The sequence below is a fragment of the Nocardiopsis sp. NPDC006139 genome (assembly GCF_040614155.1).
Classification (GTDB): Bacteria; Actinomycetota; Actinomycetes; order Streptosporangiales; family Streptosporangiaceae; genus Nocardiopsis; species Nocardiopsis changdeensis.
Genome location: NZ_JBEXTT010000013.1, coordinates 59,424 through 84,982, shown reverse-complemented (window position 1 = coordinate 84,982; position 25,559 = coordinate 59,424). Strand labels below are relative to the sequence as shown.

At 74.8% G+C, this 25,559-nt stretch carries 21 protein-coding genes; 10 read left to right on the top strand and 11 right to left on the bottom strand.

Annotation, left to right across the window (positions count from 1 at the left end; all coding sequences use genetic code 11):
- Positions 1 to 200 precede the first annotated feature (200 nt).
- A complete protein-coding gene (locus ABZ249_RS18805) occupies positions 201 to 1,565 on the top strand; it encodes an MFS transporter (RefSeq protein ID WP_355264314.1) in 1,365 nt (454 codons plus the stop codon).
- Positions 1,566 to 1,617: 52 nt separating this feature from the next.
- Here the strand turns inward: ABZ249_RS18805 and ABZ249_RS18800 are convergent, their stop codons facing one another.
- Entirely contained in the window at positions 1,618 to 2,223 is a 606-nt protein-coding gene (locus tag ABZ249_RS18800) for an HAD family phosphatase (protein WP_355264311.1), read from the bottom strand.
- 467 nt (positions 2,224 to 2,690) lie between these two features.
- Here ABZ249_RS18800 and ABZ249_RS18795 point away from each other — a divergent pair, with 467 nt between their 5' ends.
- Positions 2,691 to 4,469 carry a GAF domain-containing sensor histidine kinase gene (locus tag ABZ249_RS18795; RefSeq protein ID WP_220561366.1) on the top strand — a complete coding sequence of 593 codons (1,779 nt, stop codon included), beginning with the start codon at positions 2,691 to 2,693 and terminating at the stop codon, positions 4,467 to 4,469.
- A gap of 55 nt (positions 4,470 to 4,524) precedes the next feature.
- Here the strand turns inward: ABZ249_RS18795 and ABZ249_RS18790 are convergent, their stop codons facing one another.
- Positions 4,525 to 5,178: a response regulator transcription factor gene (locus ABZ249_RS18790; RefSeq protein WP_220561367.1), complete on the bottom strand. Its 654-nt coding sequence runs from the start codon at positions 5,176 to 5,178 to the stop codon at positions 4,525 to 4,527.
- A 323-nt stretch (positions 5,179 to 5,501) separates the two neighbouring features.
- On the opposite strand from ABZ249_RS18790, the gene ABZ249_RS18785 reads away from it, so the two are divergent.
- Complete coding sequence (locus tag ABZ249_RS18785; RefSeq protein ID WP_355264307.1) at positions 5,502 to 6,056, top strand: pyridoxamine 5'-phosphate oxidase family protein; 555 nt, start codon at positions 5,502 to 5,504, stop codon at positions 6,054 to 6,056.
- Between the two features lie 150 nt (positions 6,057 to 6,206).
- On the opposite strand, the gene ABZ249_RS18780 is transcribed toward ABZ249_RS18785, so the two are convergent.
- A complete protein-coding gene (locus tag ABZ249_RS18780) occupies positions 6,207 to 6,800 on the bottom strand; it encodes a winged helix-turn-helix domain-containing protein (RefSeq protein WP_355264305.1) in 594 nt (197 codons plus the stop codon).
- Between the two features lie 72 nt (positions 6,801 to 6,872).
- On the opposite strand from ABZ249_RS18780, the gene ABZ249_RS18775 reads away from it, so the two are divergent.
- Together ABZ249_RS18775 and ABZ249_RS18770 are read left to right on the top strand one after the other, a co-directional pair.
- A complete protein-coding gene (locus ABZ249_RS18775; RefSeq protein WP_355264302.1) occupies positions 6,873 to 8,111 on the top strand; it encodes an MFS transporter in 1,239 nt (412 codons plus the stop codon).
- A gap of 44 nt (positions 8,112 to 8,155) precedes the next feature.
- Positions 8,156 to 8,947: a phosphotransferase gene (locus ABZ249_RS18770; protein WP_355264299.1), complete on the top strand. Its 792-nt coding sequence runs from the start codon at positions 8,156 to 8,158 to the stop codon at positions 8,945 to 8,947.
- On the opposite strand, the gene ABZ249_RS18765 is transcribed toward ABZ249_RS18770, so the two are convergent.
- Positions 8,944 to 9,645: a class I SAM-dependent methyltransferase gene (locus ABZ249_RS18765; RefSeq protein WP_220561374.1), complete on the bottom strand. Its 702-nt coding sequence runs from the start codon at positions 9,643 to 9,645 to the stop codon at positions 8,944 to 8,946. The genes ABZ249_RS18770 and ABZ249_RS18765 overlap by 4 nt on opposite strands.
- A 418-nt stretch (positions 9,646 to 10,063) precedes the next feature.
- Here ABZ249_RS18765 and erm point away from each other — a divergent pair, with 418 nt between their 5' ends.
- The 3 genes from erm to ABZ249_RS18750 all read left to right on the top strand — a co-directional run bounded on the left by erm (position 10,064) and on the right by ABZ249_RS18750 (position 12,030).
- Positions 10,064 to 10,843 (top strand): ErmE/ErmH/ErmO/ErmR family 23S rRNA (adenine(2058)-N(6))-methyltransferase, encoded by a 780-nt coding sequence (gene erm / locus ABZ249_RS18760; protein WP_355264295.1) that lies wholly within the window; start codon positions 10,064 to 10,066, stop codon positions 10,841 to 10,843.
- Positions 10,844 to 10,908: 65 nt separating this feature from the next.
- Entirely contained in the window at positions 10,909 to 11,487 is a 579-nt protein-coding gene (locus tag ABZ249_RS18755) for a hypothetical protein (protein ID WP_355264292.1), read from the top strand.
- A 63-nt stretch (positions 11,488 to 11,550) separates the two neighbouring features.
- The gene (locus ABZ249_RS18750; RefSeq protein WP_220561377.1) at positions 11,551 to 12,030 is read left to right on the top strand and encodes a hypothetical protein; all 480 of its coding nucleotides are present in this window, start codon (positions 11,551 to 11,553) and stop codon (positions 12,028 to 12,030) included.
- Positions 12,031 to 12,090: 60 nt separating this feature from the next.
- On the opposite strand, the gene treZ is transcribed toward ABZ249_RS18750, so the two are convergent.
- The 3 genes from treZ to treY form a co-directional block, all read right to left on the bottom strand.
- Positions 12,091 to 13,890: a malto-oligosyltrehalose trehalohydrolase gene (gene treZ, locus ABZ249_RS18745; RefSeq protein ID WP_355264288.1), complete on the bottom strand. Its 1,800-nt coding sequence runs from the start codon at positions 13,888 to 13,890 to the stop codon at positions 12,091 to 12,093.
- 102 nt (positions 13,891 to 13,992) lie between these two features.
- On the bottom strand, positions 13,993 to 14,868 hold the full coding sequence (locus ABZ249_RS18740; RefSeq protein ID WP_355264285.1) for a putative RNA methyltransferase: 876 nt from the start codon (positions 14,866 to 14,868) through the stop codon (positions 13,993 to 13,995).
- Between the two features lie 44 nt (positions 14,869 to 14,912).
- Positions 14,913 to 17,300, bottom strand: a complete 2,388-nt coding sequence (gene treY / locus ABZ249_RS18735) for a malto-oligosyltrehalose synthase (protein ID WP_355264282.1) — start codon at positions 17,298 to 17,300, stop codon at positions 14,913 to 14,915.
- Positions 17,301 to 17,511: 211 nt separating this feature from the next.
- Here treY and pstS point away from each other — a divergent pair, with 211 nt between their 5' ends.
- Entirely contained in the window at positions 17,512 to 18,627 is a 1,116-nt protein-coding gene (gene pstS, locus ABZ249_RS18730; RefSeq protein ID WP_355264279.1) for a phosphate ABC transporter substrate-binding protein PstS, read from the top strand.
- A gap of 12 nt (positions 18,628 to 18,639) precedes the next feature.
- Here the strand turns inward: pstS and ABZ249_RS18725 are convergent, their stop codons facing one another.
- The 4 genes from ABZ249_RS18725 to ABZ249_RS18710 all read right to left on the bottom strand — a co-directional run bounded on the left by ABZ249_RS18725 (position 18,640) and on the right by ABZ249_RS18710 (position 24,591).
- The gene (locus ABZ249_RS18725; protein ID WP_355264276.1) at positions 18,640 to 20,286 is read right to left on the bottom strand and encodes a glycosyltransferase; all 1,647 of its coding nucleotides are present in this window, start codon (positions 20,284 to 20,286) and stop codon (positions 18,640 to 18,642) included.
- Positions 20,287 to 20,505: 219 nt separating this feature from the next.
- Entirely contained in the window at positions 20,506 to 21,510 is a 1,005-nt protein-coding gene (locus tag ABZ249_RS18720; protein ID WP_355264273.1) for an NlpC/P60 family protein, read from the bottom strand.
- A gap of 474 nt (positions 21,511 to 21,984) precedes the next feature.
- Positions 21,985 to 23,883, bottom strand: coding sequence for a S9 family peptidase (locus tag ABZ249_RS18715; protein WP_355264270.1), 1,899 nt, complete (start codon positions 23,881 to 23,883; stop codon positions 21,985 to 21,987).
- 186 nt (positions 23,884 to 24,069) lie between these two features.
- Positions 24,070 to 24,591: an Rv3235 family protein gene (locus ABZ249_RS18710; protein WP_220561383.1), complete on the bottom strand. Its 522-nt coding sequence runs from the start codon at positions 24,589 to 24,591 to the stop codon at positions 24,070 to 24,072.
- 154 nt (positions 24,592 to 24,745) lie between these two features.
- Between ABZ249_RS18710 and ABZ249_RS18705 the strand changes: the two genes are divergently transcribed.
- The gene (locus tag ABZ249_RS18705) at positions 24,746 to 25,558 is read left to right on the top strand and encodes a glycerophosphodiester phosphodiesterase (protein WP_355264267.1); all 813 of its coding nucleotides are present in this window, start codon (positions 24,746 to 24,748) and stop codon (positions 25,556 to 25,558) included.
- Position 25,559 lies beyond the last annotated feature (1 nt).

Here is a 25,559-nt window from a genome sequence, read left to right as displayed (position 1 = left end):
CCCGGATGTGGCCGACGCCATAGACCGTCCCGGACCCCCTGCGGGAAAGGCGTTCCGCGGTTCCGCGCCCTCTCGGGGACGGACGCGACCCCCACCCCTTGTCCATATGGCGAGACAAATATCCCACATAGTGTCCATTAGGTCTACGATCCGGTCATCCTCCCTTTGCAGACCATTGCTCTGACCTGGAAAGAAGTCCCATGACGGACGTCGCCGAACAGCACCCGGCACCGGAGCGCGGCACCCCCGCGCCGGTGGACCCGCCGACCAACCCGCGACGCAAGGTGCTCACCGCCAGCCTCGTGGGCACGTCCGTGGAGTTCTACGACTTCTACATCTACGCGACCGCCGCGGTCCTGGTCTTCCCGGCGCTGTTCTTCCCCGAGGGCGACATGATGGCCGCCCGCCTGCAGTCGCTGGCCACCTTCGCCATCGCGTTCGTGGCCCGCCCCATCGGCTCCTGGGTGTTCGGCCACTTCGGCGACCGCGTCGGCCGCAAGGCCACCCTGGTGGCGTCCCTGCTCACCATGGGCATCGCCACCGTCGGCATCGGCGTGCTGCCCACCTACGCCCAGGTCGGCGTCCTCGCCCCGCTGCTGCTGGCGCTGTGCCGGTTCGGCCAGGGGCTGGGGCTGGGCGGCGAGTGGGGCGGGGCCGCCCTGCTGGCCACCGAGAACGCCCCCGCGGGCAAGCGCGGCTTCTACGGGACGTTCCCGCAACTGGGCGCGCCCATCGGGTTCTTCCTCGCCAACGGCGTGTTCCTCATCCTGAGCCAGGCCATGAGCGAGGAGACGTTCCTGGCGTGGGGCTGGCGGGTGCCGTTCCTGCTGTCGACGATCCTCATCGTGGTCGGCCTGTGGGTGCGCCTGAGCCTGCACGAGACCCCCGCGTTCGCCAAGGTGCTGGCCGCGGGCGAGCAGGTGCGCACGCCCATCGTCGAGGTGTTCCGCCGCAACTGGGCCGCCCTGATCCTGGGCACCCTGGTCATGGTCGCCACGTACGTGCTCTTCTACCTCATGACGGTCTTCTCGCTGGGCTTCGGCACCGACCCGGAGACCGGCCTGGGCTACGACCGCTCCCAGTTCCTGGTGTTCCTGCTGGTGGGCGTGGTGTTCTTCGGGATCTTCACCCCGGTCTCCGGGCTGCTGTCGGACCGGTTCGGCCGCAAGCCCGTCCTGGTGGCGGTGACCGCAGCGATCATCGTCTTCGGGTTCGCCATGGGCCCGCTGCTGGGCTCGGGGACCGTCGGGGTGCTGGCCTTCCTGGTCATCGGCCTGTCGCTGATGGGCCTGACCTTCGGCCCGATGGCGGCGGTGCTGCCGGAGCTGTTCCCGACCAACGTGCGCTACACCGGGGCCTCGGCCGCCTACAACCTGGCCGGGCTGCTGGGCGCGTCGTTCGCCCCCTACATCGCGACCTGGCTGGCGGGCACCTTCGGGATCGCGTGGGTGGGCGGCTACCTGGTGCTGGTCAGCGTGATCACGCTGGTCGCGCTGCTGCTGACCCGCGAGACCCGCGACGACTCGCTCGACGACACCCCGGTCAGGGTCACCGCGCGCGGCTGACCCCCCGGCGGCGGGCCCGGGGAGCGGTGCGCTCCCCGGGCCCGCCGTGTGTCTACAGGCGCGCCTCGAGGGCGGCGCGGCCGGTGAACAGGTGCCCGGCCATGCCCAGCGCCTCGGCGGCCGCCACGTTCTCGCCGCGGTCGTCCACGAACAGGGTGTCCCCCGGGTCGACCGCCATCCGCTCCAGGCACCACAGGTAGACCTCGGGCTCGGGCTTGGCCACCCCCAGGCGGCCGGAGAAGGCGCGCACCGAGAACGCCGCCAGCCACGGGTTGTCCTTCTCGAAGCGGTCGGCCAGCTCGACCGGGATGTTGGACAGCAGTCCCACCGTGCGGCCCTGCGAGGCCAGCCGCTCCACCAGGGAGACCATGTCGGGGTCCACCGCCCGCCAGCTGTCGATGTCGGCCGCGATGAGCTCGGCGGCCAGGGGCGGGTCCACCTCGCGGCCCAGCCGCTCCCCCACCGCCCTCCAGTAGGCGGGCCCGTCCAGGTCCCCGCGGTCGTAGGGCAGGCGCAGGTCCCAGTAGGCGTCCCAGAACGCGGCGGGGTCGGCTGCGCCCATGGCGGCGGTCAGGCGCTCCTTCCCCTCGGCGGACTGGTGGCGGGCGATCACGCCGAACAGGTCGAACAGGACGGCTCCGGCTTCGGTCTCGGGCAAGGAGGGCTCCTCGGGGTCGGTGGGCGGCTCACTCCAGCCGTACCCGATGGCGGTCCCCAGCGCACACAGAACCGGGGGAACGGGCGGGAGGCCGGCCCTGTGGACAACCCGCCCGGGCGGGCCGGACCGGCCTACCCTGAAGGGGCGGAGGGTCGTGGGCGCCGAGACCCTCGGGGAGGGGTCCTCGGTGGTCCGGGACTCTCCTCGGGATGCGATCCACTGGTGATCGGAAAATCGCCCACCGCGGCCCCTCCAGGCAGGGGACGGAAAATCAAGGGAAGAAGGTCCCATTTTCCCGATAAAAAGAGTTCAACCTTTGATCTCTATGGATCTGGAAACTCCGGAAGGCCCGTGACCTCGTGGGATGTGATCGTGGGCACCGGGGGTTCGGCACTCCGGATACGGGCGGCGGAAAGGCGCCCCTAGACTCGGAGGAGACCTTCGGAGAAACGGTGGAGAGAACGCCCATGAGTGACGGTGAAGGCACCGCCCCCGGCCAGGAGCGGCTGTCCCTCCCCGAGGTGCGGCTGGACGACCTGCTCGACGAGGTGCGCTCCCGGCTCAGCGAGATCTCCATGACCCAGGAGCGCATCCGCACCCTGCTGGAGGCGGTCGTCTCCATCGGTGAGGGCCTGGAACTCGACCCCCTGCTGCTGCGCATCACCGAGACCGCGAGCAGCCTGGTCGACGCCCGCTACGGGGCGCTGGGCGTGATCGGGCCCGACGGCGAGATGAGCCGGTTCATCCCGGTGGGGCTGCGCCCGGACGAGATCTCCTCCATCGAGCACTGGCCCCGCGGCGAGGGCATCCTGGGGCTGCTCATCAAGGAGCCCGAGCCCCTGCGCCTGGGCGACGTCTCCGACCACCCCGAGTCGGTGGGCTTCCCCAGGGGGCACCCGGTGATGCGCACCTTCCTGGGGGTGCCCATCCGCATCCGCGACCGGGTGTTCGGCAACCTGTACATGACCGACAAGCGCGACGGCGGGCAGTTCACCGGGGACGACGAGCTGCTGCTGCGCGCCCTGGCCACGGCGGCGGGCACCGCCATCGAGAACGCCCAGCTGTTCGCCGAGACCCAGAGCCGGGAGACCTGGCTGGACGCCTCCGGGCAGATCACCACCCGGCTGCTGTCGGGCGCGCCGCCCGAGGAGGTGCTGCGGCTGGTGGCCCGGCGGGCGCGGCTGATGGCGCACGCCGACCTCTCCGTCATCGCCATGCCGGGCGAGGAGCCGGCCACCCTCACCGTGCGGGTGTGGGACGCCCCGGAGGGGGACGGGTCGCCGGAGGGGGCGGTGCACGGCCGCCGCGGCGCGTCCCTGGCGGCCGGGGTGCGGGGCGCCACGCTCGCGTGCACCCCGGGCACCCTGCTGGGGCGGGTCTACCTGAGCGGCGACCCGATCCGCACCGACATCTCCGAGCACTGCGACCCGGGCATCGAGTTCCTGGCCGAACTGGGCCTGGGGGCGATCCTGGTGCTGCCGTTCGGGCCCCCGGGCGGGGCGCGGGGCGTGCTGCTGCTGGCGCGCGCCGCGGGCCGGGAGGAGTTCCCGACCGCGTGGATGGGCATGCTGGCCGCCTTCGCCGACCAGGCGGCCGTGGCCCTGGAGCTGGCCGAGGCCCGGCTGGACTCCGAGCGGCTGAGCGTCCTGGAGGACCGCGACCGCATCGCCCGCGACCTGCACGACACCGTCATCCAGCGGCTGTACGCCACCGCGATCACCCTGATGGGCACGGTGCGGCGGATCGACGACGCCACCTCGTCCCAGCGGGTGCAGAACGCGGTGACCGACCTGGACGACACCATCCGGCAGATCCGTTCGACGATCTTCGCCCTGCAGAGCTCGGGCGAGGACTCCTCCCGGCTGCGCTCGCGGGTGCTGGACCTGGTCAACGGGGCCACCGACCCGCTGGGGTTCGCTCCCCGGCTGCTCACCCAGGGGCCGGTGGACACCGCCGTGGACGAGGCCACCGGCGGGCACCTGGTGGCGGTGCTGCGCGAGCTGCTGTCCAACGCCGCTCGGCACGCGCACGCCACGGCGGTGGACGTGGAGGTGTCGGTGGCCGACGGCCGGGTGGTGCTGCGGGTCTCCGACGACGGCGCGGGCATCCCCGAGGACGCGCACCGCAGCGGCCTGCGCAACATCGTCTCCCGCGCCGAGGAGCTCGGCGGTTCGGTGGAGATCGACTCCGCCCCGGGCGGGGGCACCACGGTGCGCTGGGCGGTGCCCGCCCGCGCCCGCGCCTGAGCGGGCGCGCCCGGCCCGGGCGGGGCGCGCCCCGGCGCCGCGCCCGCCCGACCGGTCAGGAACCGCCCAGGGACAGGCGGACCGCGTAGGCGGCGGCCTGGGTGCGGCGGGCCATGCCGAGTTTGGCGAGCACCCGCGAGACGTAGTTCTTGACGGTCTTCTCCGCCAGGTACATGCGGGCGCCGATCTCCCGGTTGGTCAGGCCCTCGCCGATCAGCTCCAGCACCCGGCGCTCCTGGTCGGTGAGCTCGCCCAGCGGGTCCTTGCGGCCCGCCTCCTCGCGCAGCCGCTCCAGCATGCGCGTGGTGGACTCCGGGTCCAGCAGCGAACGGCCCTGGGCGACCGTGCGCACGGCGCCGACCAGGTCGGTGCCGTGGATCTGCTTGAGGATGTAGCCCGACGCCCCGGCCATGACGGCGCCGTACAGGGCCTCGTCGTCGGAGTAGGAGGTGAGCATGAGGATGCGCGTGTCCGGGAGCAGGGAGCGGATCTCGCGGCAGACGGTGACCCCGTCGCCGTCGGGCAGGCGCACGTCGAGCACCACCACGTCGGGGGCCAGGGCGGGCACCCGGGCGAGCGCCTGGGCCGCGGTGCCGGCCTCGCCCACCACCTCGACGCCGTCCTCGTCGTCCAGCAGGGAGCCCACTCCCCGGCGGACGATCTCGTGGTCGTCGACCAGGAACACCCGGATCGTCTCGTCGCCGTGCATCAGGTACGCACCCCATCTCCTCACCGGTGGTCCCGGTCCCGGGCCGCCGAGCCCCATTGTGGGGCAGCGCGCCGCGGGTGCGCGCCGTCCGAACGGCGGTGCCACCGGTGACACAGGTCCCGTTTTCCCAGCTTAGACAACGGGCGTTGTCGCCTATGGGGCACAACGTCCCTTTTTGTTTGGGGACTAGGGCCTCCCGGGTAGGCGCTCGGGAGAGGACCTCCGCCGGCGTCCCGGGGACCGTAGGGCACCAGCCCCGACCCGCTGAGCAGCGACAATGGTGGGGATCGAGCAAAACGGGGGACCGATCTCGGGGGGCCGCGATGGTGCGTGAAAGCGATACCGGAACCGCACAGGGGCAGGCGGCGGTGCCACCCGGCCGGGCTCACGGCGACGATCTGCTGGCCGGGACCCGCCGGCTCGACGACGACTCCGCGATACTCCTGGGCATCGACCTCGCGGAGGGGGATCCCGAGGCGACCTTCACCGTCCTGGAGCGCCGGACGTGCTTCAACCTGGCGGCCACCCGCGACATCGGCCGGATCGCCTTCACCATCGACGGCGACGCCGCACCGACCGTGCTCCCGGTCAACTACGCCCTGATGAACGAGACCATCGTGCTGCGCACCAGCCTGGCGGGCACCGTCATGCGGTACGCCCGGGGCTACGCCTCCTTCCAGGTGGACCACTTCGACGACGAGCGCCGCGAGGGCTGGAGCGCCCTGTTCACCGGGCGCTGCCGGTGGGTGCGCGACGCGGGGGAGCTCTCCCGCATCCCGCAGGGGCGGATGCCCGTCCCCTGGGCCTCGGGCCCCCGGGACCAGGTCCTGCGGATCGTCCCCGGACGCGTCACCGGCCGCCGGATCCAGCGCCCCTGAGCCCGCGCCCCGAGCGCGCGGGGCTCTGCGCTGGGGTGTGGAACCCGAGCGGTACCCCTGCCCGACGCCGGGATCGCGGCCGCGGTCGTGCCCGCCGCCCCGGCGGCGCTCCTGTACGTGCGGTACGGGGACTGACGGAGCCGCTTCCGTTCACGGGGCGCCGGCGCCCCGCTCCGGGTCCGGGCCGCCCGCCCCGGCGGGCCGGTGCAGCAGGAACATGCCGCTGTAGCGGGGGCTGTCCCGGCGCTCGCCGTCGGTGGCGACGAACTCGTCCAGGACCGCGACGATGCGCCGGTCCAGCTCGGCGACGTCCTCGTCGGACAGGTGCAGGGTGAACCGGGAGAAGGTGCGCACCGCCCCGGGCCCGGCCTCGTCGAGCTCGCGGCGGAAGGCCTGCACGGGGGCGTGGGCGGCGGCGGGCCCGGCGTCCTGGAGGGGGCTGTCCAGCCACCAGGTCTCGCCGGTGGCCCGGTAGGGCTTCTCCAGGGCGCCGCTCGGCCCGGTGCGGGGGATGCCGGGGACGAGGAAGCCCACGTCGACGAGGCGGCGCACGTGGTACAGGACGGTGCCCGGGGAGACGCCCAGGCGCTCGGCGAGCTCCTTGTTGGTCATCTCGTCCAGGCACAGGCGCAGGATGCGGACCCGCAGCGGATGCCCCAGCGCCTTGGTCTCCTCGGGGGTGGCGGGGCGGCGCTCACGCACGGGTGCGGCGGGCTCCGGCGCGTACTGCTCTGCGTCTGCCATGGTCGGATGCTACAACGATCGGGATTCGTCCAATCGATTGAGTTCTCTCGATCGCCCTGGCAGGATCGGACGATGACCTCCCCTTCCACCCCCCGTGGCCTGGGCCGCCCCTTCTGGAGCCTGTGGACCTCGTCGTCGCTGTCCAACCTGGCCGACGGCGTCCTGAAGATCGCGCTCCCCCTGGCCGCGCTGCGCTTCACCGACTCCCCCCTGCTCGTCGCCGGGGTGTCCCTGGCCCTGTCCCTGCCCTGGCTGCTGTTCTCCCTGCCCGCCGGGGCCCTGGCCGACCGGCTGGACCGGCGCCGGATCATGCTCGCCGCCAACACCGCCCGCGCCGTGCTCGCCGCCCTCCTGGCCCTGTCCGCGGCCACCGGCACCGGTGGGATCTGGGTCCTGTACGCGGTCGCCCTGGGCGTGGGCGTCACCGAGACCCTCTACGACACCTCGGCCCAGTCGATCCTGCCCCAGCTGGTCCCGCGCGACCGGCTCGACAGCGCCAACGGCCGCCTGCACGCCACCGAGATGGCCATGAACCAGTTCGTCGGCCCGCCCCTGGGCGGCCTGCTGGTGGCGACCGGGCTGGCGCTGTCCCTGGCGACCCCGGCGGCCCTGTGGCTGGTCGCCGTGGGGGCGCTGCTCCTGGTCCCGGGACGGTTCCGGGTCGAACGCGAACGGCCCTCCACCATGGGCGCCGACATCGCCGAGGGGCTGCGCTACCTGTGGCGGCACCGGCTGCTGCGCGCGTTCGCCGCGATGGTCGGCATCAGCAACTTCGCGAGCAGCGCCGCCTTCGCCGTGTTCGTGCTCTACGCGGTCGGGCCGGACTCCCCCATGGGGCTGACCGAGCCCGCCTACGGCGTTCTGCTCACCACCTCCGCGCTGGGCGTCATCCTGGGCTCCCTGACCGCCTCCCGCGTCGTGGGCCTGCTGGGCCGGTCCCTGTCCATGCGCGTCTCCGCGGTGACCTTCGTCGTCCTGGTCGGGGTGCCCGCCCTCACCGCCGACCCGTACCTCGTCGGCGCCGGGTTCTTCGTCGGCGGGCTCGGCATCGCCGTGTGGAACGTGACCACGGTGTCCCTGCGCCAGCGCATCACCCCCGACCACCTGCTGGGCCGGCTCAACAGCGGCTACCGGCTGCTGGCCTGGGGCACCATGCCCCTGGGCGCCGCCGCCGGCGGGGTCATCGCCCAGTTCGCCGGGCTGACCTGGGTGTTCGCGTCCATGGGGGCGTTGAGCGCGGTGGTCCTGGTGTGGCTGCTGTTCATCGGCGACGCCGACATGGACCGCGCCGAGGCCGCCGCCTCCAAGTGAAAAACCCTGGACACCCGCTCGCCCGGCCCCGGACGATGGGCCCCATGACACCCACCTCTCCCCCGCCCCGCCGGGACGCCGACGCCGAGGTCCTGCACGGCGGCAACACCTCGGGCCCGGTGCTGCGGGTCGGCGGCACCGTCCGCAAGCAGTGGCACCGGGCCGCGCCCTCGGTCGTCCACCTGCTGCGGCACCTGGAGAAGCACGGCTACGAGGCGGCGCCCCGCTCCTACGGGCGCTCCCTGACCGGGGACCAGCTGCTGGAGTACGTGCCCGGCACTCTGGCCGACCAGGGGCCGCCGCTCACCGCCGCCGAGCTGCGCCGGCTGGGCGGGCTGCTCCGCCGCCTGCACGACCTCACCGCCTCCTACCGGCCCCGCCACCCGCAGCAGGCGGTATGGGACGTGCCCATCCCGGACCCGCGCGAGGAGGTCGTCTGCCACAACGACCCGGCCCCGTGGAACCTGGTGCGCGACGGCGACCGGTGGGTGTTCATCGACTGGGACGGGGCCGGCCCGGGCACCCGGATGGGCGACCTCGGCTACGCCGCCCACGGGTTCGTGCCCCTGCACCCGGGCGGCGACCCGCACGCCCAGGCCGCCCGACTGCGGGCCCTGGCCGACGGCTACGGCTGCGACCGCGCCCAGCGCGAGGAGCTGCCCGACGCCGCCCACCACCGGGTGCGCGGCATGTACGACCTGCTGGTGGAGGGCGGCCGCACCGGCCGCGCCCCCTGGGCCGACCTGTACGCCCAGGGCCACGCCGACCACTGGGGGCCGGCGGCGGACCACATCGCCCGCCACCGCGCCCTGTGGCTGGAGGCCCTGCTCTCCTAGACCGCGCGCCAGGCGTAGGCGGCCGAGACCGGGTGGCCCCGGTACTTCTCCCACTTGGGCTTGGCCGCCACCCAGGTGTCGTCCACCACCCCTTCGACCATGTCCACCGGGGTCCACCCGGAGGCCAGCGCGGCGCGCAGCTGCCCGCTGATGAGGTGGACGTGGGTGGTGATCGCCACCGACTCCCCCGTGGCGTCGGTGTAGTGGGTGGGCATCCCCGACACCATCGCGAACTGCGGGTGGTAGGACGCCAGCAGGAACAGGCCGCCGGGGCGGACCAGGCGCCGCGCCTCGGCGTAGAAGGGCGCCAGGTCGGGCAGGTGCTCGTCGATCAGAGAGGACACCACCAGGTCGTAGGCGCCGCCCGCCAGCCCGGTGTCGCGCACGTCCGCCTCGGCCAGGGTGGTGTGGGCGCCGCGCCCGCGGGCCCGCTCCAGCATGCCCGGGCTCAGGTCCACCCCGTCGATGGCGCCGGCCACCCCCTTGCCGCGCAGCCAGGCGGCGGTGCGCCCGGTGCCGCAGCCCAGGTCCGCGACGCGGCCCACCCGAGTCCAGTCGGGGTGGGGCAGGCGCTCCAGCAGCGCCAGGTCCATGGCGTCCAGGACCGAGTCCTCGTAGGTGGCCGACCAGCCGTCGTAGCCGGTGGCGACGTCGACGGTGCGGTAGTTGCGGGTGTCGTAGGCGGAGAAGTCGAGCATGGCCCCGAGTATCCCGGCTCCGGGCCGCCGGTCGCGAGCCATTAATAAATGCGTTGCCCGCGCCCCGGCAGTGCCCCTACGGTGAAGCCATGTCGGCCTTCTTCGGTGTGACCGACCGTGCCCCGGCCCGGTCCGCGCGCGCCCACGACCTCGAACTCCGGCCCCGCCCCAGCGGCCCGGGCCGGTGACCGGACCCCTCCGAGAGCACCGCCGTTCCCGTACCTTCCCCGGTGCGATGTCGGCGGTGCCAGGGGGTCCGTCCTTCCTCTGACAGCGCCCCGGTCCGGGCCCGACCGCGTCCCTTTCCCTCGGGACGGGTCGGCGGGCCTCCTTTTCGTACGCGTGCCCTCGGGCCGCTCCTCCGGTGTGCCGCCCGTCCCCCGACGCCGCCCTTCCGGGCGGCCGACAAGGACCTCTCGTGGTACGCACCGTACGACCGCGCCCGGGGAACGACCGCCGGCGCCTGTCCCAGAACTTCCTCACCGACCCCGCCGCCGCCCGCCGCGTGGTGCGCCTGGCCGGGGTGGACCCCGACGGCCTGGTCCTGGAGGTGGGCCCCGGCGACGGGGCGATCACCCGCTTCCTGGCCCCGGCCGCGGGCCGACTGGTCGCCTACGAGCTGGACGCCCGGCTCGCCGACCGCGTCTCCCGCCGCCACCCGGGCGTGCGGGTGGTGTGCGCCGACTTCACCCGGGCGCGGCCCCCGCGCGAGCCGTTCTCGGTGGTCGGCAACATCCCCTACTCCCGCACCGCCGACATCGTGCGGTGGTGCCTGGCCGCGCCCGCGCTGACCGGGGCGACCCTCATCACCCAGTGGGAGTACGCGGCCAAGCGCACCGGCGGCAACGGCCGCTGGAGCAGGCTCACCGTGCTCACCTGGCCGCGCTGGTCGTGGGAGCGGGCGGGCCGCATCCCCCGGCACCGGTTCCACCCGGTGCCCCGGGTGGACGCCGGGGTACTGCTGCTGCGCCGACGGGCCGACCCGCTGCTCGGCCCGGCCGACGCCGACGGCTACCGCCGCCTGGTGGAGCTCGGGTTCTCCGGGGTGGGCGGCTCGCTGCGGGCGTCGCTGCGCCGCGCCCACCCGGCCCGCCGGGTCGACCGGGCGCTGGCGGCCGCGCGGGTGCCCGGGGACGCGCCCGTGGGGTTCGTCTCCCCCGACCAGTGGCTGACGGTGTTCGAGCACCTGCGCCGGTGAACGCCCGCGGGCCGGGCCGCCCGGTCCGGCCCGCGTCCCCGGGGCGCGGGGGCTACAGTGCCCCCATGCGAAACGTCCCCCTGCGGAGCCTCCCCTCATGCCTGGTGCTCCTGGCGCCGATCGCCCTTCTGGCGGCCTGCTCCTCCCCCGGACCGGGGCTGGAGTTCCTCCCCGCCGGGTCCGGCTACGGCACGGGGCCGGGGCCCACCGTCCCGCCGCCGGAGGCCCCCTCCCCCCGGGTGGACCCGTCGGCCCTCCCCGGCGCGGAGCCGGCGGGCACGCCCTTCGGCGAGCCCGTGGCCGTGCCCTTCCCCGTCGGGGCCTACGAGCACGAGCACGACGGCACCGCCGAGGTGCTGTACACCGTCGACGACGTGGCCGCCACCGCACCGGGCACCGTGGGCTTCTCCCTCACCGTGGAGGTCCCCGACCTGGGCAGGGTCTTCGGGATGGGGAACATGGCCGTCACCTGCGACGCCGGGGACGGCCCGGTGGCGGCCGTCACCGACGACGCGCCCGGCGAGGCCGAGGCGGGCACCCACGCCTTCGCCATGGAGTGCCCGGTCCCCGAGGGCTCCGGGGAACTGCTCGTCGCGGTCGAGCACCACGGCGAACGCCTGGAGTTCACCGGCGTCCCCGGCTGACGCCCGCTCACACTCGCAGGACCGCGCCGACCGCCGCGCGGGGCCGGCGGCTAGGATGCGCACATGCGTGCTCTTCCCCCCGGCGTCGCACTCCTCGCGCCGCTCCTGGCCCTGACGGCCTGCTCCTCCCCCGACCCCCTGCCCGAGGGCACCCCCTTCGGCGAACCGGTGGCCGTCCCCTACCCGTTCGGGGTGGAGGGCGACACGGATCCGGGTGACACCGTGGACGTCCTCTACACCGTCGACGACGTCGTCGTCACCGCCGACACCGGGGACGGACGGCGCGTGGAGTTCGTCGTCACGGTGGAGGACCCCGGCCTGGGGCGCCCCTTCGACCTGTCTTCCCTGACGGCCTCCTGCGAGGTCGACGGCCGGCCGTACGAGGGCCGGAGCGAGACCCCCCTGCCGACCGTCGAGGGCGGCACCCATGACTTCACGATGGGCTGCACGGTCCCGGGCGGCACCGAGGCGCTGCGGATCATCGTCCAACGGGACCGGGCCGAGGCGGGGTTCGCCGGTCCCATCGACCTCCTGCCGACCTGACCCGGCTCGGGGGAGGCGGCGTGCCGGGACCCGCCGTCCGCGGCCTCCCCCGTCCGGGGATCACACCCGCAGGACCGCGAAGCTCTCGGCGGGGATCCGCACCCGCCGCCCGTCGGTCTCCGGCATCCCGTTGGCCAGCAGCAGCTCGTGCGGGACGGCGTCCAGCCCCGCTTCGGCGGGCTCGGCGCCCAGGTTGCACACCACCCGCAGCGATCCGCGCACCAGCACCAGGCACCGCCCGTCCCCCGAGGCCGTCACCGAGAACCGGTCCAGCCGCGGGTCGGCCAGCTCCGGCTCGGCCCGGCGCAGCGCGATGAGCGCGCGGTAGGCCTCCAGGACCTCGGCGTGCCCCTCCCGCCCCGGCTGGGACCAGTCCAGCACCGCCCCGTCCCGGGTGGCCGGGTCCATGGGGTCGGGGATCTCCGAGGCGTCCCACCCCAGGGCGGCGAACTCCCGCCGCCGCCCGTTGCGCACGCCCTCCACCAGGTCGGGGTCGGTGAAGGACGCGAAGAACGGCCAGGGGGTGGTGGCCGCCCACTCCTCCCCCATGAAGATCATCGGTGTGTACGGCGAGCACAGCAGCAGCGCCGCCCCGCACACCAGCAGCCCCGGGGACACGTGCTCGCCCATGCGGTCGCCGCGGGCCCGGTTGCCGATCTGGTCGTGCGTGGCCAGGTACCCCAGGAACCGGTACCCGGGCACGCGCGCGGTGTCCACCGGCCGCCCGTGGGTGCGGCCGCGGAACGACGAGTACGTCCCGGCGTGCCGGAACACCCCGGTCAGCACGGCGGGCAGCACGTCGGGCCCGGCGAAGTCGGCGTAGTAGCCGTGGGTCTCGCCGGTGAGCGCCACGTGCAGCGCGTGGTGCAGGTCGTCGGACCACTGGGCGGTCATGCCGGTCCCGCCCGCCTCCCGCGGCAGCACCGTGCGCGGGTCGTTGCGGTCGGACTCGGCGATCAGCGACAGCGGCCGCCCCAGGGCGGCGGCCAGCGCGTCCACCTCGGCGGACAGCTCCTCCAGGATCGGCACCGCCCGGTCGTCGCGCAGGGCGTGCACGGCGTCCAGCCGCAGCCCGTCCAGGCGGTAGTGGCGCAGCCACCCCAGGGCGTTGTCGATGATGTGGCGGCGCACGGGGTCGGAGTCGGGTCCGTCGAGGTTGAGGGAGGGCCCCCAGGCGTTCTCCCCGGAGAAGTAGGGGCCGAAGCGGGGCAGGTAGGCGCCCGAGGGGCCCAGGTGGTTGTGGACCACGTCCAGCAGGACGGCCAGCCCCCGCCCGTGGCAGGCGTCCACGAACTCCTTGAAGGCGTCGGGCCCCCCGTAGGGTTCGTGCACCGCGTACCAGAGCACCCCGTCGTAGCCCCAGCCGTGGGTGCCGTCGAACGCGTTGAGCGGCATCACCTCCACGTGGGTGACCCCCAGGCCGACCAGGTGGTCCAGCCGGTCGATCGCCGCCTTCAGGGTGCCCTCGGGGGTGAAGGTGCCCACGTGCATCTCATAGACCACCGCGCCCGCCAGGGGCCGCCCGGTCCACTCGGACTCCCAGGCGAACGCCCCGTGGTCGTACACCCGGCCGGGGGCGTGCACCCCGTGGGGCTGGTGCAGGGAGCGCGGGTCGGGCAGCGGGAGGGGGTCGTCGTCCAGCAGGTAGGCGTAGTCGGTGCCGGGCCCCGCCCCGTCGGCCCGGACGCGCCACCACCCGTCGGGGCCGCGCTCCATGTCGATCACCCGGGGGGCGGGGTCCCCGGCCTCGCCCAGGCGCAGCCGCACCCGGTCGCGGTGCGGTGCCCAGACCGCGAAGTCGCCGTCCACTCCCGGTCCCGGTGTGGGGGACCCGTCGGTGATGATCTCCGATTCGCTCACGGACACCTGCCTACCCGAAGGCGCGGCGGCCCACCCGCGCGACACACGGGTTCCGCGGGCTTCCGCGGTTCCTCCCCGCCGGGCGGCCCCGCGGTACCCGGCTCAGCGCGGCCGGTACAGGTGCAGGCGCACCGAGGCGGTCACCGCGACCGGTTCGGGCAGGGCGGCGATCCGGCCGGCGAGTTCGGCGGGGTCGAGGTGGCGGGCGCTGGGGCCCATGCCCACGACGGTGGCGGCGTCCTCGCGGGCGAGGTCCATCGTGAACCGGAGCGGTTCGACGCCGGCGGGGTCGAAGTGCCCGTGCAGGCCCTTCTCCAGGCGCTCGTCCTTGCGCGGGTCCACCGACAGCAGCCCCAGCGGGGCGCGCAGCTCGGCCAGGTGGCCGGCCTCGGGCACGACCACCACCAGGAGCCCGCCGGGCGCCAGCACACGGGAGAACTCCTCCGCGTTGCGCGGGGCGAACACGTTGAGCAGGACGTCGGCGGTGCCGTCGCGCAGCGGCAGCCCGCGCCAGGCGTCGGCGGTGACCGCGCCCGCGCGCGGGTGGGCCCGGGCGGCGCGGCGGGCGGCGAACTTGGACGCGTCCACGGTCAGGCCGACCGCGCCGGGGACCTCCTCCAGCACGCGCGCCAGGTAGTGGCCGGTGCCGCCGCCCACGTCCACGACGAACGGGGCCCCGGGCGCCTCGCGGGCCACGGTCCGGGCCAGGGCGTCGCCGATGGGGGCGTAGTGCCCGGCCTGCTGGAACCGCGTCCGGTCGGCGACCATCGCCTTGTCGTCGCCGGTCCCGGGCGGGGTGGCGCCGGTGAGCAGGCTGACGTACCCCTCGCGGGCCACGTTGAACACGTGCCCGGCCCGGCACTCCACCCCCCGGCCGGTGGCGGCGAGGTCGAGCCCGCAGGCCGGGCAGGCCAGGGCGGTGAACGCGGTCTCGGGCATGCGCGGCCGCGGGCCGCCTGCGGTGTTCGTGCTCGTCATGATCGCCGCCAGCCTACCGGCGCCCCGCCCCGGCCCCGTCCCGGTCAGGAGCGGTGCAGCACCGCGACCGGGTACCGGTCCAGCAGGCCGGCCAGGGCCGGGGCGGTGAGCCCGTCGGGGTCGGTCGGGGCGATCTCGCGGCCGGTGAGCAGGTCGCGCCACACCCCCGGTCCCGAGGGCAGCGGCAGCACCGTGTCCGCCCAGCCCCCGGCGTCGGCCAGGGTGATCGGCAGCCGGGTCGCCACCGCGGCCAGGTCCGGGTGGGACGCGCCGCGCGAGGTGCGGGCGAAGGCCAGCGCGTGCCGGGCGGCCGGGCCGGAGGCCTCCAGCGGCAGGTACCCGCGCGGCTCCAGGTCGCGGCGGACGCGCAGGCAGGTGCGCACCAGGTGGAGCTTGGCCGCGCCGGACCCGTCCACCGGCGGCAGCCACCCCTCCTCCAGGCGGGCCAGCAGCTCCTCGCGCAGCCGGTGGTCCACCGGGCGGCGGTTGTCGGGGTCCACCAGGGACAGGTCCCACAGCTCGGTGCCCTGGTAGACGTCGGGGACGCCGGGGCCGAGCAGGTGCACGGCCTTCTGGCCCAGGGCGTTGGACCACCCGGCCCCGCGGACCGACTCCACCGCCGACAGCACCTCGCCGTGCAGGGACGGGTCGTCCAGGACCCGGCCGGGCCAGGCGCGGACGCGGTCCTCGAAGTCGGCGTCGGGCGCGGTCCAGGAGGTGCCCAGGCGGGCCTCGCGGGCGGCCTTGAGCAGGTAGTCGGTGAGCCTCTCGGCGTCGATGGGCCAGGCGCCCACCAGGGTCTGCCAGCCCAGCAGGTTCAGGGACGGCTCGGGCAGGGCGCACCGGTCCGTCCAGCGGCGCACCGCTTCGGTGAACCCCTCCGACACCTCGGCCAGCGCGGCCAGGCGGGCGCGCACGTCCTCGGAGCGTTTCGTGTCGTGGGTGGACAGGGCCGTCATGGTGTGCGGGGCGGCGGCCTCGCGGCGGGCGGCGTCGGCGTGGAACTCCTGCGGGGCGACCGCGAAGTCGGCCGGGTCGCCGCCCACCTCGTTCAGGGCGGCGAACCGGGTGGCCCGGTAGAACGCGGTGTTCTCGGTGCCCATGGCCACGACCATGCCGCTGGTCTGCTGGATGCGCCGGGCGGGCTCCCCGCGCGGGTCGGCGCGGACCCGGTCGTCGATCGCCTCCAGGTGCGGCTCCAGGTCGGGGCGGCGGCGGGTGGCGGTCTCCACCGCCCGCGCCCAGGCGTCCTCCCCCTCGGGCAGGTAGGAGCGGTACACGTCGAAGGCGCACAGCAGCTCGACCACCGCGTCGGCGCGCCGCTCCAGGGCCGCGGCGTCCAGGGGGCGGCCGTCGCGCGGCGGCCGGGGCGGCACCAGGGCGGCGATGCGGCGCACCTCGGCGGCGAGCAGGTCGGTGGCGGCGGCGTGGCGGGCGTGGGCGTCGACCGCCGCCATGTCCACCTCCACCCCCTGGTCGGCGGCCAGGGTGGTGAAGTCGGCCTCCCCGGACGGGGAGACGAACACGCCGCCGGTCACCCGCAGGGCGTCGTAGCCGGTGGTGCCGGCCACGGGCCAGGACCGGGGCGGGTCCTCGCCGGGGGCGAGGATCTTCTCCACCACGATCCAGCCGGGGAAGCGGGCGGCCAGGGTGCGCAGGTACCCGCCGGGGTCGGTGAGCCCGTCGACGTGGTCGACGCGCAGCCCGTCGATGCGGCCCAGGTCGGCCTGGCGCAGGATCTCGGCGTGCACGGCGTCGAACACGCCGGGGTCCTCCACCCGCACCGCGGCCAGTTCGCTGACGTCGAAGAACCGCCGGTAGGTGAGCTCGGAGTCGCCGCGCCGCCAGGACACCAGCCGGTAGTTCTGGCGCTCGTGGACGGTCCGCGCGTCGTCCCCGGGCGTGTACGTGCCCTCGGCCAGGGGGTGGATTCTGTCGTGGTAGGCCAGGCAGCCGTCGACGACGCGCAGGTCGGCCAGGGCGGCCCGGCCGCCGTCGCCGTCGTCGGCCAGCACGGGGAGGAGGATCGGCCCCGCGTCGAAGTCGATGTCGAAGCACCGCGCGTACGCCGATCCCCGGCCCTTCTCCAGCACGTCCCACCACCAGGGGTTGGCGTCGGGGCGGGCCACCGACATGTGGTTGGGGACGATGTCCACCACCACGGCCATGCCGGCCTCGTGGGCCTTGGCGGCCAGCGCGGCGAACGCCTCCTCCCCGCCCAGCTCGGCGGAGATCCTTGTGGGATCGACCACGTCGTAGCCGTGCGCGGACCCCGGGGCGGCCTGGAGGACCGGCGACAGGTACAGGGCGCCCACTCCGGTGCGCGCCAGCCGGTCCACCACCCCGGCGGCGTCGACGAGGGTGAACTCCGGACGCAGTTGCAGGCGGTAGGTTGACGTCACGGGGACGGTCGGGATGCGGTGCGTGCTCATCACGCCCCTACCCTTGCCCGCCTCCCCCGCGTGTCATGCACGCCCGCGCCGCGGTCGCCGGCCCCGCCGGGGGCGGTGCCGGGCATCGCGGACGCAATGGTTAAATTCTTCGGCGGTGTTCCGTACACCTGCCAGAACGCGCCCACGGCGGGCGACGCGTCGGTGCACACCATGGGGTCACCGACACCGATGAAAGGGTGAGAAGCAAGTCGTGCTCCCGTCCAACAAGCGCTCCCGGACCCACGCCGCGGCAGGCGCCGCCCTCGCCGGACTGCTGCTGGCGGCCACCGCCTGCGGCAGCGACGACGCCGTGCGCGACGCCGCGCCCCCGGCCGTCCCCGACGACCTGGAGTGCTTCTCCGGCAGCCTGTCGGGGGCCGGGTCCAGCGCCCAGGAGAACGCGATGACGACCTGGATCGCCGGGTACCAGTCGGCCTGCGACTCGCGCGTCTACTACGACTCCATCGGCTCGGGCGGCGGCCGCAACCAGTTCATCGACGGCGCGGTCGCCTTCGCGGGCACCGACGCGGCGGTGGACCCGGAGGAGAACGCCGACGCCATGGAGCGCTGCGGCGGATCCGACACCATCAACCTGCCCGCCTACACGGTGGCCATCGCGGTGGTGTTCAACCTGGAGGGCGTGGACTCCCTCAACCTGCGCCCGGGCACCCTGGCGAAGATCTTCGACCAGAAGATCACCCGGTGGAACGACCCGGAGATCGTCGCGGACAACCCCGACGCCGACCTGCCCGACCTGGAGATCACCCCGGTCAACCGCGCCGACGACTCGGGCACGACCGAGAACTTCACCCGGTACCTGCAGACGGCCGCCCCCGACGAGTGGCCGCACGAGGCCGACGGGCAGTGGCCGGTCACCCCGCGCGAGTCGGCGCAGGGCAACAGCGGCATCGCCGACACCGTCAAGCGCGCCGAGGGCTCCATCGGGTACGTGGAGATGTCCCACGTGCACGGCATGTCCACCGTGTCGGTGGGTGTGGGCGACTCCTTCGTGGAGATCTCCCCCGACGCGGCCGCGCAGGTCGTGGCCGACTCCCCGCGCAGCGAGGACGCCACCAACGAGTACGACCTGGCCCTGGACCTGGACTACGGCACCACCGCCGAGGGCGCCTACCCGCTGGTCCTGGTCAGCTACGAGGCGGTGTGCCTGGACTACCCCGACGACGCCGAGGCCGAGCGGGTCAAGGCGTTCCTGCGCTACGTCATCAGCGAGGAGGGCCAGGAGGCCGCCTCCGCGGAGACCGGGTCCACCCCGATCAACGCGTCCCTGCGCGAGCAGCTGCTGACGTCCATCGACGCCGTGTCCTGACCCGCGGGGTCCTCACCCGCGGCCGCGGCGCCTGGCCAGCCCGGCCAGGCGTTCGCGCCAGCGGGCGAGCCGCCCGGCCCGCCGCTCCGGCGGCGGGTCCCCGGCCCGTCCGGTGTCCCGCGGGGCCCCGGCGTCCCCGGCCGCGGCGGTGCGCTCGACCCGCGGGACCGGGCGCGGGGGCGGCGGCACGGACCGGTACAGGGACAGGTCGGTGAGCGTGTCCTGCCCGGCGTGGATGCGGTAGCGGCCGTGCAGTTCGGCCACCACGTCCCCCAGGTCCTCGTCCTCCCCGCGCACCCGCAGCGCCCGGGCCAGGGCGCGGGTGCGCCACAGCCGCACCCCGGCGTCCCGGGTCGGCGAGGCCGCCGGGTACAGCTCGGTGAGCCCGGCGCGGGAGCGCTCGGCCCCGGCGAGCAGGCGCGAGAGCGCCACCTGGCCCAGCCCCCAGGCCACCGGGACCTGGAGCAGGAACGGTGAGGGGAAGCCGGTGCGCGGTGTCCGGGACGCGAACGAGACGCGGGGGTCGCGCAGGTAGTTGGCCTGGATCAGGCGCAGGTCCAGGTGCGGTCCGACCGGGGCGCCGGGGGCGGTGCCCGCGCCCTCCCAGTCGGCGACCAGGGTCAGGGCCAGGTCGGTCTCGGCGCTGTCGAGCAGCCGGTCCACGCAGCCGCGGACCAGGTCGTAGGGCGCCCCGGCCACGTCGACCACGGCGTGCACCAGCGGGACGCGCCGCCGGTGCGCGGGGACGCGCTCGCGGTAGGCGTGCGGGTGGGGCATCAGCTCGGCCAGCACCTCGGTGCGGAACCGCTGTGAGGGCAGCCGGGTGCGGGCGGTGCCGGCCGGGCCCACGTGCCAGGCGGTGGCGGCGGGTTCGGGGATCATGACCGCCCCCGCCTGCCAGAGCCGGTAGCCGAACTCGGTGTCCTGGCCCAGGTCGAGGTCGGGGTCCACCCCTCCGGCCGCCTCGTAGAGGCTGCGCCGCACGGCCGCGGCCGCCCCCAGGTAGGCGTGGAAGCCCAGGTGGTCGGCGTCGCGCAGGTCGTCGCTGTCGGCCAGGACGCGTTCGATCCACTCGTGGCCGCGCCCGGGGGCCATCTCGTCGTGCAGGGTGCCGGCCCGCACCTGGGCCAGCAGTTCGGCGGGGCTGTCAGGGGCGGAGTCCGCGAAGGCCACCCGTCCCAGGGTGACGGCCTCGGCGTGCACGTGGTGCCAGCGGGCCTGGGCCTCGATGAACTCCCGGCCCACGACGGTGTCGGCGTCCAGCCACACGAGGATGTCGCCGGTCCCGGCGTGGGCGCCGTAGGCGCGGGCGTACCCGGCCCCCCAGGTGCCGTCGGGCACGGTGAGGACGCGGCACCGGCGGGGGCGCAGCTCGGGCAGGCGCAGGGGCGGGCGGGAGTGGTCGTCGACGACCAGGACCTCCACCAGGTGCTCGGGGTAGGTCTGTCCGGCCAGGGCGGCCAGGACCAGGTCGAGCCGGTCCTGTCCGCCGCGCGCCGGGATGACGACGCTGACGCTCAGGTCGGGGGTCCACCCGCCGATGTCGGGGGGCGTCAGCGCACTCCAGTCGTTGCGGAAGACCCGGGTGAGGACGCGCTCGACCCGGCCGCGGTGCGATACCCCGTCGACATGAGACCCTACGTGTTTATTCAGTGACACAGAGTCACTATAGCCCTGTTTCGCGTCACCGTGGGGAGCCTTGCCCCGGTGTCCCCCGTCCGTTCCGACCTCCCCGTATCGACACGGAACCGCCCTCGGACGCACGAGACGCCCCGCGGTCCGGAGACCGCGGGGCGTCCGCGCCCGCCGCCGGCACCCGGCGAGGGCTCCGGCGGCCCCGGGCGGAAGGCGCTCCAGGGGGCGGAAGGGCGCGCCCGGTCAGCCGACCCGGACGGCGGCCGTGAACACACCGTCCCAGTACGCGGCCAGCGACACCTCTTCCAGCGGCTTGGACGGGTTGGAGCCGTGGATCATCATGCCGTTGCCGGAGTAGATCCCCACGTGGCTGGGCGCCGACTCGCTGTAGAAGAACAGCAGGTCGCCGGGCTGCACCTGGTCGCGGGAGATCCGCGTCCCGGCGTTCACCTGGTCGTAGGTGGTGCGCGGCAGGCTCACCCCGGCCTGGGCCCAGGCGGCCTGCACCAGGCCCGAGCAGTCGTACCCGTTCGGGCCGGTGCCGCCCCACACGTAGGGCTTGCCGATCTGGGCGCGGGCGAAGTCCAGGACCGCCTGCACGTCGCCCGAGGCGGCCGCCTCGGTCCCGCCGCCGCCCGAGCCGGCGACCTCCACCGACGTGGGGTCCACCCCGCCCAGGCTCTCCAGCACCTCGGCCTGCTCCTCCAGGGCCGCCTCGCCGTCCTCCTGGGCGGTCTCGGCCTCCTCGAGCGCCTCGGCCGCCCGCTCCTCGGTCTCGGCGGCCTCGGCGTGCAGCCTCTCGCTGTGCTCGACCTCCTCGATGTACCCGGCCAGCACGTCCTGCTGGCCCTCGGAGAGGTAGTCGAGGTCGGCGACGTTCTGCAGCGCGGCGTCGGGGACGCCCCCGAACAGGACGGTGAACATGCTGTAGGGCGAGCCGGTGTAGGCGACCTGCGCGATCCCGGCGACCTTGCCGGACATCTCCTCCAGCTCGTCCTCGGCCTCGGTCAGGCGCTCCTGGATCTCCTCCAGCTCGGCCTGGGCCGCCTCGTGGTCCTCCTCGGCCTGGTTGAAGGTCTCGTTGAGCCCCGACAGCTCCTCCTGGAGCTGCTCGTACCGTTCCTGGGCCTCCTCGGCGGTCGGCTCGGCGGCGGCGACGCCGGACGAGAGCACGACCGCGCCCAGCGCGGCGAAGCCGACCGTCGCGAAGCGGCGGCGGGCACCACCGGTGACAGGGTTGCGAGTCAAGGGACCGACTGCCTTCCTCCCACACCCGCCTACCGGCGCAGGGCATCCCGAGGGCGCGCCGGAGGGGCGCGCAGGGGATGCGGGAGCGAGGGGGTCCCGGCGTCGGGGGCGCGAGGGATCGCGCGGGTGCCGGGCGTTCTGCGGCGGCCTCCGCTCGTGGGAAAAGGACTCGGAGCGAGCGGAGCGCGGCGGCGCCGGGTGCCGTCGCCCTGGTGGCGACTCACGGGGGCGACCCGGCCTGAGGGAACAGTAATCCACCCCCTGGACCGCACGCGACCCTTTCGTTACTTTTCCTTGGGCAACCTTCCGACCTGCGGGGTTGCTTCATGAATGCGGCAAAGCCCGCCGGTGCGCGGGAACGGCACCGTTTTCTGCCCCGGAGAAGAGCACCAAAACGGGGTCAAGTCAGCTGAAAATGTGACGTGCATCATGCGAACCACGGGCGGGGAAGGCGGTCCTCCCCCGCCCCGTGCGTCACAGGTGGCGCGACCACCACTCCAGAATCGCCTCGAACCGCGCGACCCGGTGGCTGGGCAGCCCCGACCGCGACAGCTCGTGGCCCTCACCGGGGAACAGCAGCATCTCCGTCTCGGCCCCGCGCGCCTTCAGAGCCGCGAACAGGCGCTGGGCCTGCTCCACCGGGCACCGCCAGTCCTCCTCCGAGTGGATGATCAGCACCGGGATATCGATCCGGTCCGCGTACGTGAGCGGGCTCTGCTCCGCCCACTTCTCCGCCGGCCCGTACAGCGGCTCGGGGAACAGCGACCCGATGTCGGAGGAGCCGCTGAAGCTGTCGATCGCGTTGACCGCCCGCTCGCTGATCGCCGCCCGGAACCGGTCGCTGTGGTGGCCCGCGATCCACGTGGTCATGAACCCGCCGTGCGAACCGCCCAGCACGCCCACCCGGGAGGCGTCCAGCCGCTCGTCCTCGAGGGCCTCGTCCAGGAAGGCCAGCAGGTCGGTGGCGCTCACCTCGCCCACCGCCCCGATGATCGCCCGGCCGTGCTCCTGCCCGTACCCGGAGGACCCGCGCGGGTTGCACATCACCACCGCGTACCCGGCGGCCGCGTACACCTGCGTCTCGTCGAAGACCTGGTGGCCGTAGGGCGCGAAGGGCCCGCCGTGGATCATCAGCAGCACCGGGTGCGGGCCCTCGCCCTCGGGGACCGCCACCCACCCGTGCACCGGGTACCCGTCGGCGGTGTGCGCCACCAGCTCCGTCATCGGCAGCGGCTCGACCCCGGCGGCCAGCGACGTCAGCGCGCGGGCGCCCGCCGCCTCCACCGCCACCAGCTCACCGCTGCTGCGCCCGTCGGCCACCGCGGCCACGGTCACCCCGGCCGCCGCGTCGAACGCCTGCACCTGCACCTTGTCGGCGAGTACCTCCACGGGTTCCCCGCCCCCGAACGGCACCAGCAGCAGGTCGACCGCCCCGCGCCGCTCGGCGGTGGCCAGCACGCCCTCCTCCGTCACCGCCAGGGAGCCGACGAAGCGCGGGTCCTCCTCGGGGGTGAGCCGGGTCGGGGCGGCCGAGCCGTCCGCGGGCACCGACCACACCGCCGTGGTCCGGCCGACGAAGTCGCGCAGGTCCTCGCCCAGCCGGTCGGCGAGGAAGAACACCGTCGACCCGTCCGCGGAGTACACCGGCGCCCCGGCGCTCAGGGTCCCGTCGGTGACCCGCCGCGGCTCGGCCCCGGCCTGCGGCGCCACCGCCCACAGGTCCTCCACCAGGTCGGTGTCGTGGGTCTCGTGGCGGGCCGCGGAGAACACCAGCTCGCCGCCGTCCGGGCTCCAGGCCACCCCGGAGTGGTCGAAGTCGCCCTTGGTGACCTGCACCGGCTCCCCCGCCTCCGCGGCCGGGTCGATCGGCGCCGACACGAACACGTGCGAGTGCCGGTCGGTGAGGTAGCCCAGGCCGTCCAGCTTGTGCTTGAGGCGGGTGATCCGGCGCGGCGGCTCCTTGCCGGGCTCGCCGTCCACGTACCGCTTCTCCTCGGGGATCCGCGCCGTGTACGCCACCCGGGTCGAGTCCGGGCTCCACACCGGGGTCCCGGCGCCCAGCGGGTGCGCGGTGATCTTCCACGCCTCGCCGCCGTCGGCGGGCAGGACGTGGATCTGCGGCCGCTTGTCCCCGTCCGGGCGCAGGAACGCGATCCAGCGGCCGTCGGGGGAGAACACCGGCGACCGGTCCCGGTCGCCGCGGGTCAGCCTGGCCGGCGCGGCCGAGCCGTCGGTGGGGACCGACCACAGCGACCCGAGGTAGGCGTCCTCCTCCAGGTCGGGGCGGACCACGGAGAACACCGCACGCGAGCCGTCGGGGGACAGGGTCGGCGCGCCGACGGTGTGCAGGTGAACGATGTCGGTGGGTTTCATGCAGATGTCGGCGTCCCGGCGCGGGGCCCGGGGGCGCCCCTCCTCGCTCGTCGGGCGGCGGGCCCGTGTGTCCGGGACCGCCGCGGTCCGGGCGCGACCGTGGGGGTGCGGTCGGCCGTGTCCGTCAGGGGCGGATCCCGCCCCTGACGGACCCTATCCGCGCACTCCAGGGAATATCCAGGGCATTTACGGCATCGGTCGGCGGAGCGAACCGTCGGTCTCCAGGTCGGTGCAGATCCACACCCCGTCCCGGCGCCGGGCCCGGAACGCGAACACCCGTGCCCGCAGGTCGCAGGCGATCACCGCGCTGGCCTCCAGGCCCTCGCCCACCCGCTGGTGGAACACCCGCTCCAGGCGGGGCGCCGACCGGCAGGGCAGCGCGCCCCGCAGCCGCCGCAGCTCCTCGCGCACCGCCACCCCCACCCGGTCCCGCATCGCCTCGGGGGTGCGCCGCCCCGCCAGGACCTCCGCCATCTGCTGGGCCAGCAGGTGGACCTCCCCCGGGGTGCGGTGCCCCTCCAGCGGTGCGTGGCAGCGGCCCCGCGGCGTCCGCCGCGGCGGGGTCCGCGCCGGGGTGGCCGCCGGGCGGTACGGGTTCGCCGGGGGCGGCGCGGCGGTGCGCCGGACGTGCGGGTCCTGCGCGCCGGAGCAGATCGGGCGGGGGCAGGCCCCGCGGGGCCCGTGGTGACGGTCGGGCGAGTGGGACATGAACGTTTCCCTTCCCAGGGGACGACATCCGGTCACACCCCCTCACAGAGCCCCCTCGTACGGCCCCGATCCACCTGGCATACCAGGTTTCGGTTCGGCCACCGCCCGACCCGCACCCCGCCACGGCCTCCCCCGCAGGCGGCATACTGCCTGAGTGACTCACGCGTACCTTTCCTCCCCCGTGCCGCTGGCCCTCGCCCACCGGGGCGGGTGGATCACCGACGACCAGGGCGTGCGCCGCACCGAGCTGGAGAACACGGCCGTCGCCTTCCAGCACGCCGTGGACCTGGGCTACACGTACCTGGAGACGGACGTGCACGCCACCGCCGACGGCGTCCTCATGGCGTTCCACGACGACACCCTGGACCGCACCACCGACATGGCCGGCGCCATCGCCGACCTCCCCTACCGCGAGGTCGCCCGCGCCCGGGTCGGCGGGCGCGAGCCCGTCCCCCTGCTGGAGGACCTGCTCGGGAGCTGGCCGCACGCGAGGTTCAACATCGACCTCAAAGCCGACGGCGCCGTCGCGCCCCTGATCGACGTGCTGCGCCGCACCGGCGCCTGGGACCGGGTGTGCGTGGGCTCCTTCGACCAGCGGCGCCTGGACCGCGCGCGGGCCCTCTTCCCCCGTCCGGTCGCCACCTCCTGCGGCCCGGTGGACGTGGCCCGGCTGCGCGTGGCCTCCCTGTCCCCGCTGCTGCGGCCGCTGGCCCCCCGTGCCCCGCTGTGCGCGCAGATCCCGATGTGGCAGGGCTCGTTCCCGGTGCTGAGCCGCGACCTCATCCACACGGCCCACCGGCTCGGGATCCAGGTCCACGTGTGGACCGTCAACGAACCCGAGGTGATGGAACGCCTGCTCGACGCGGGCGTCGACGGGATCGTCACCGACAACACCACCGCGCTGCGGGACGTGCTGGTCCGCCGCGGCCGCTGGGCCGGCGGCCCCGCCAGAGCCCACAACGGATAGG

Excerpts from the sequence above, each read along its gene's own strand:
- ABZ249_RS18805 (WP_355264314.1), top strand. The coding sequence starts at position 201 with ATGACGGACGTCGCCGAACAGCACCCGGCACCGGAGCGCGGCACCCCC.
- ABZ249_RS18795 (WP_220561366.1), top strand. The coding sequence starts at position 2,691 with ATGAGTGACGGTGAAGGCACCGCCCCCGGCCAGGAGCGGCTGTCCCTC.
- ABZ249_RS18790 (WP_220561367.1), bottom strand. The coding sequence starts at position 5,178 with ATGCACGGCGACGAGACGATCCGGGTGTTCCTGGTCGACGACCACGAG.
- ABZ249_RS18785 (WP_355264307.1), top strand. The coding sequence starts at position 5,502 with ATGGTGCGTGAAAGCGATACCGGAACCGCACAGGGGCAGGCGGCGGTG.
- ABZ249_RS18780 (WP_355264305.1), bottom strand. The coding sequence starts at position 6,800 with ATGGCAGACGCAGAGCAGTACGCGCCGGAGCCCGCCGCACCCGTGCGT.
- ABZ249_RS18775 (WP_355264302.1), top strand. The coding sequence starts at position 6,873 with ATGACCTCCCCTTCCACCCCCCGTGGCCTGGGCCGCCCCTTCTGGAGC.
- ABZ249_RS18770 (WP_355264299.1), top strand. The coding sequence starts at position 8,156 with ATGACACCCACCTCTCCCCCGCCCCGCCGGGACGCCGACGCCGAGGTC.
- ABZ249_RS18765 (WP_220561374.1), bottom strand. The coding sequence starts at position 9,645 with ATGCTCGACTTCTCCGCCTACGACACCCGCAACTACCGCACCGTCGAC.
- ABZ249_RS18755 (WP_355264292.1), top strand. The coding sequence starts at position 10,909 with ATGCGAAACGTCCCCCTGCGGAGCCTCCCCTCATGCCTGGTGCTCCTG.
- ABZ249_RS18750 (WP_220561377.1), top strand. The coding sequence starts at position 11,551 with ATGCGTGCTCTTCCCCCCGGCGTCGCACTCCTCGCGCCGCTCCTGGCC.
- ABZ249_RS18740 (WP_355264285.1), bottom strand. The coding sequence starts at position 14,868 with ATGACGAGCACGAACACCGCAGGCGGCCCGCGGCCGCGCATGCCCGAG.
- treY (WP_355264282.1), bottom strand. The coding sequence starts at position 17,300 with ATGAGCACGCACCGCATCCCGACCGTCCCCGTGACGTCAACCTACCGC.
- ABZ249_RS18715 (WP_355264270.1), bottom strand. The coding sequence starts at position 23,883 with ATGAAACCCACCGACATCGTTCACCTGCACACCGTCGGCGCGCCGACC.
- ABZ249_RS18710 (WP_220561383.1), bottom strand. The coding sequence starts at position 24,591 with ATGTCCCACTCGCCCGACCGTCACCACGGGCCCCGCGGGGCCTGCCCC.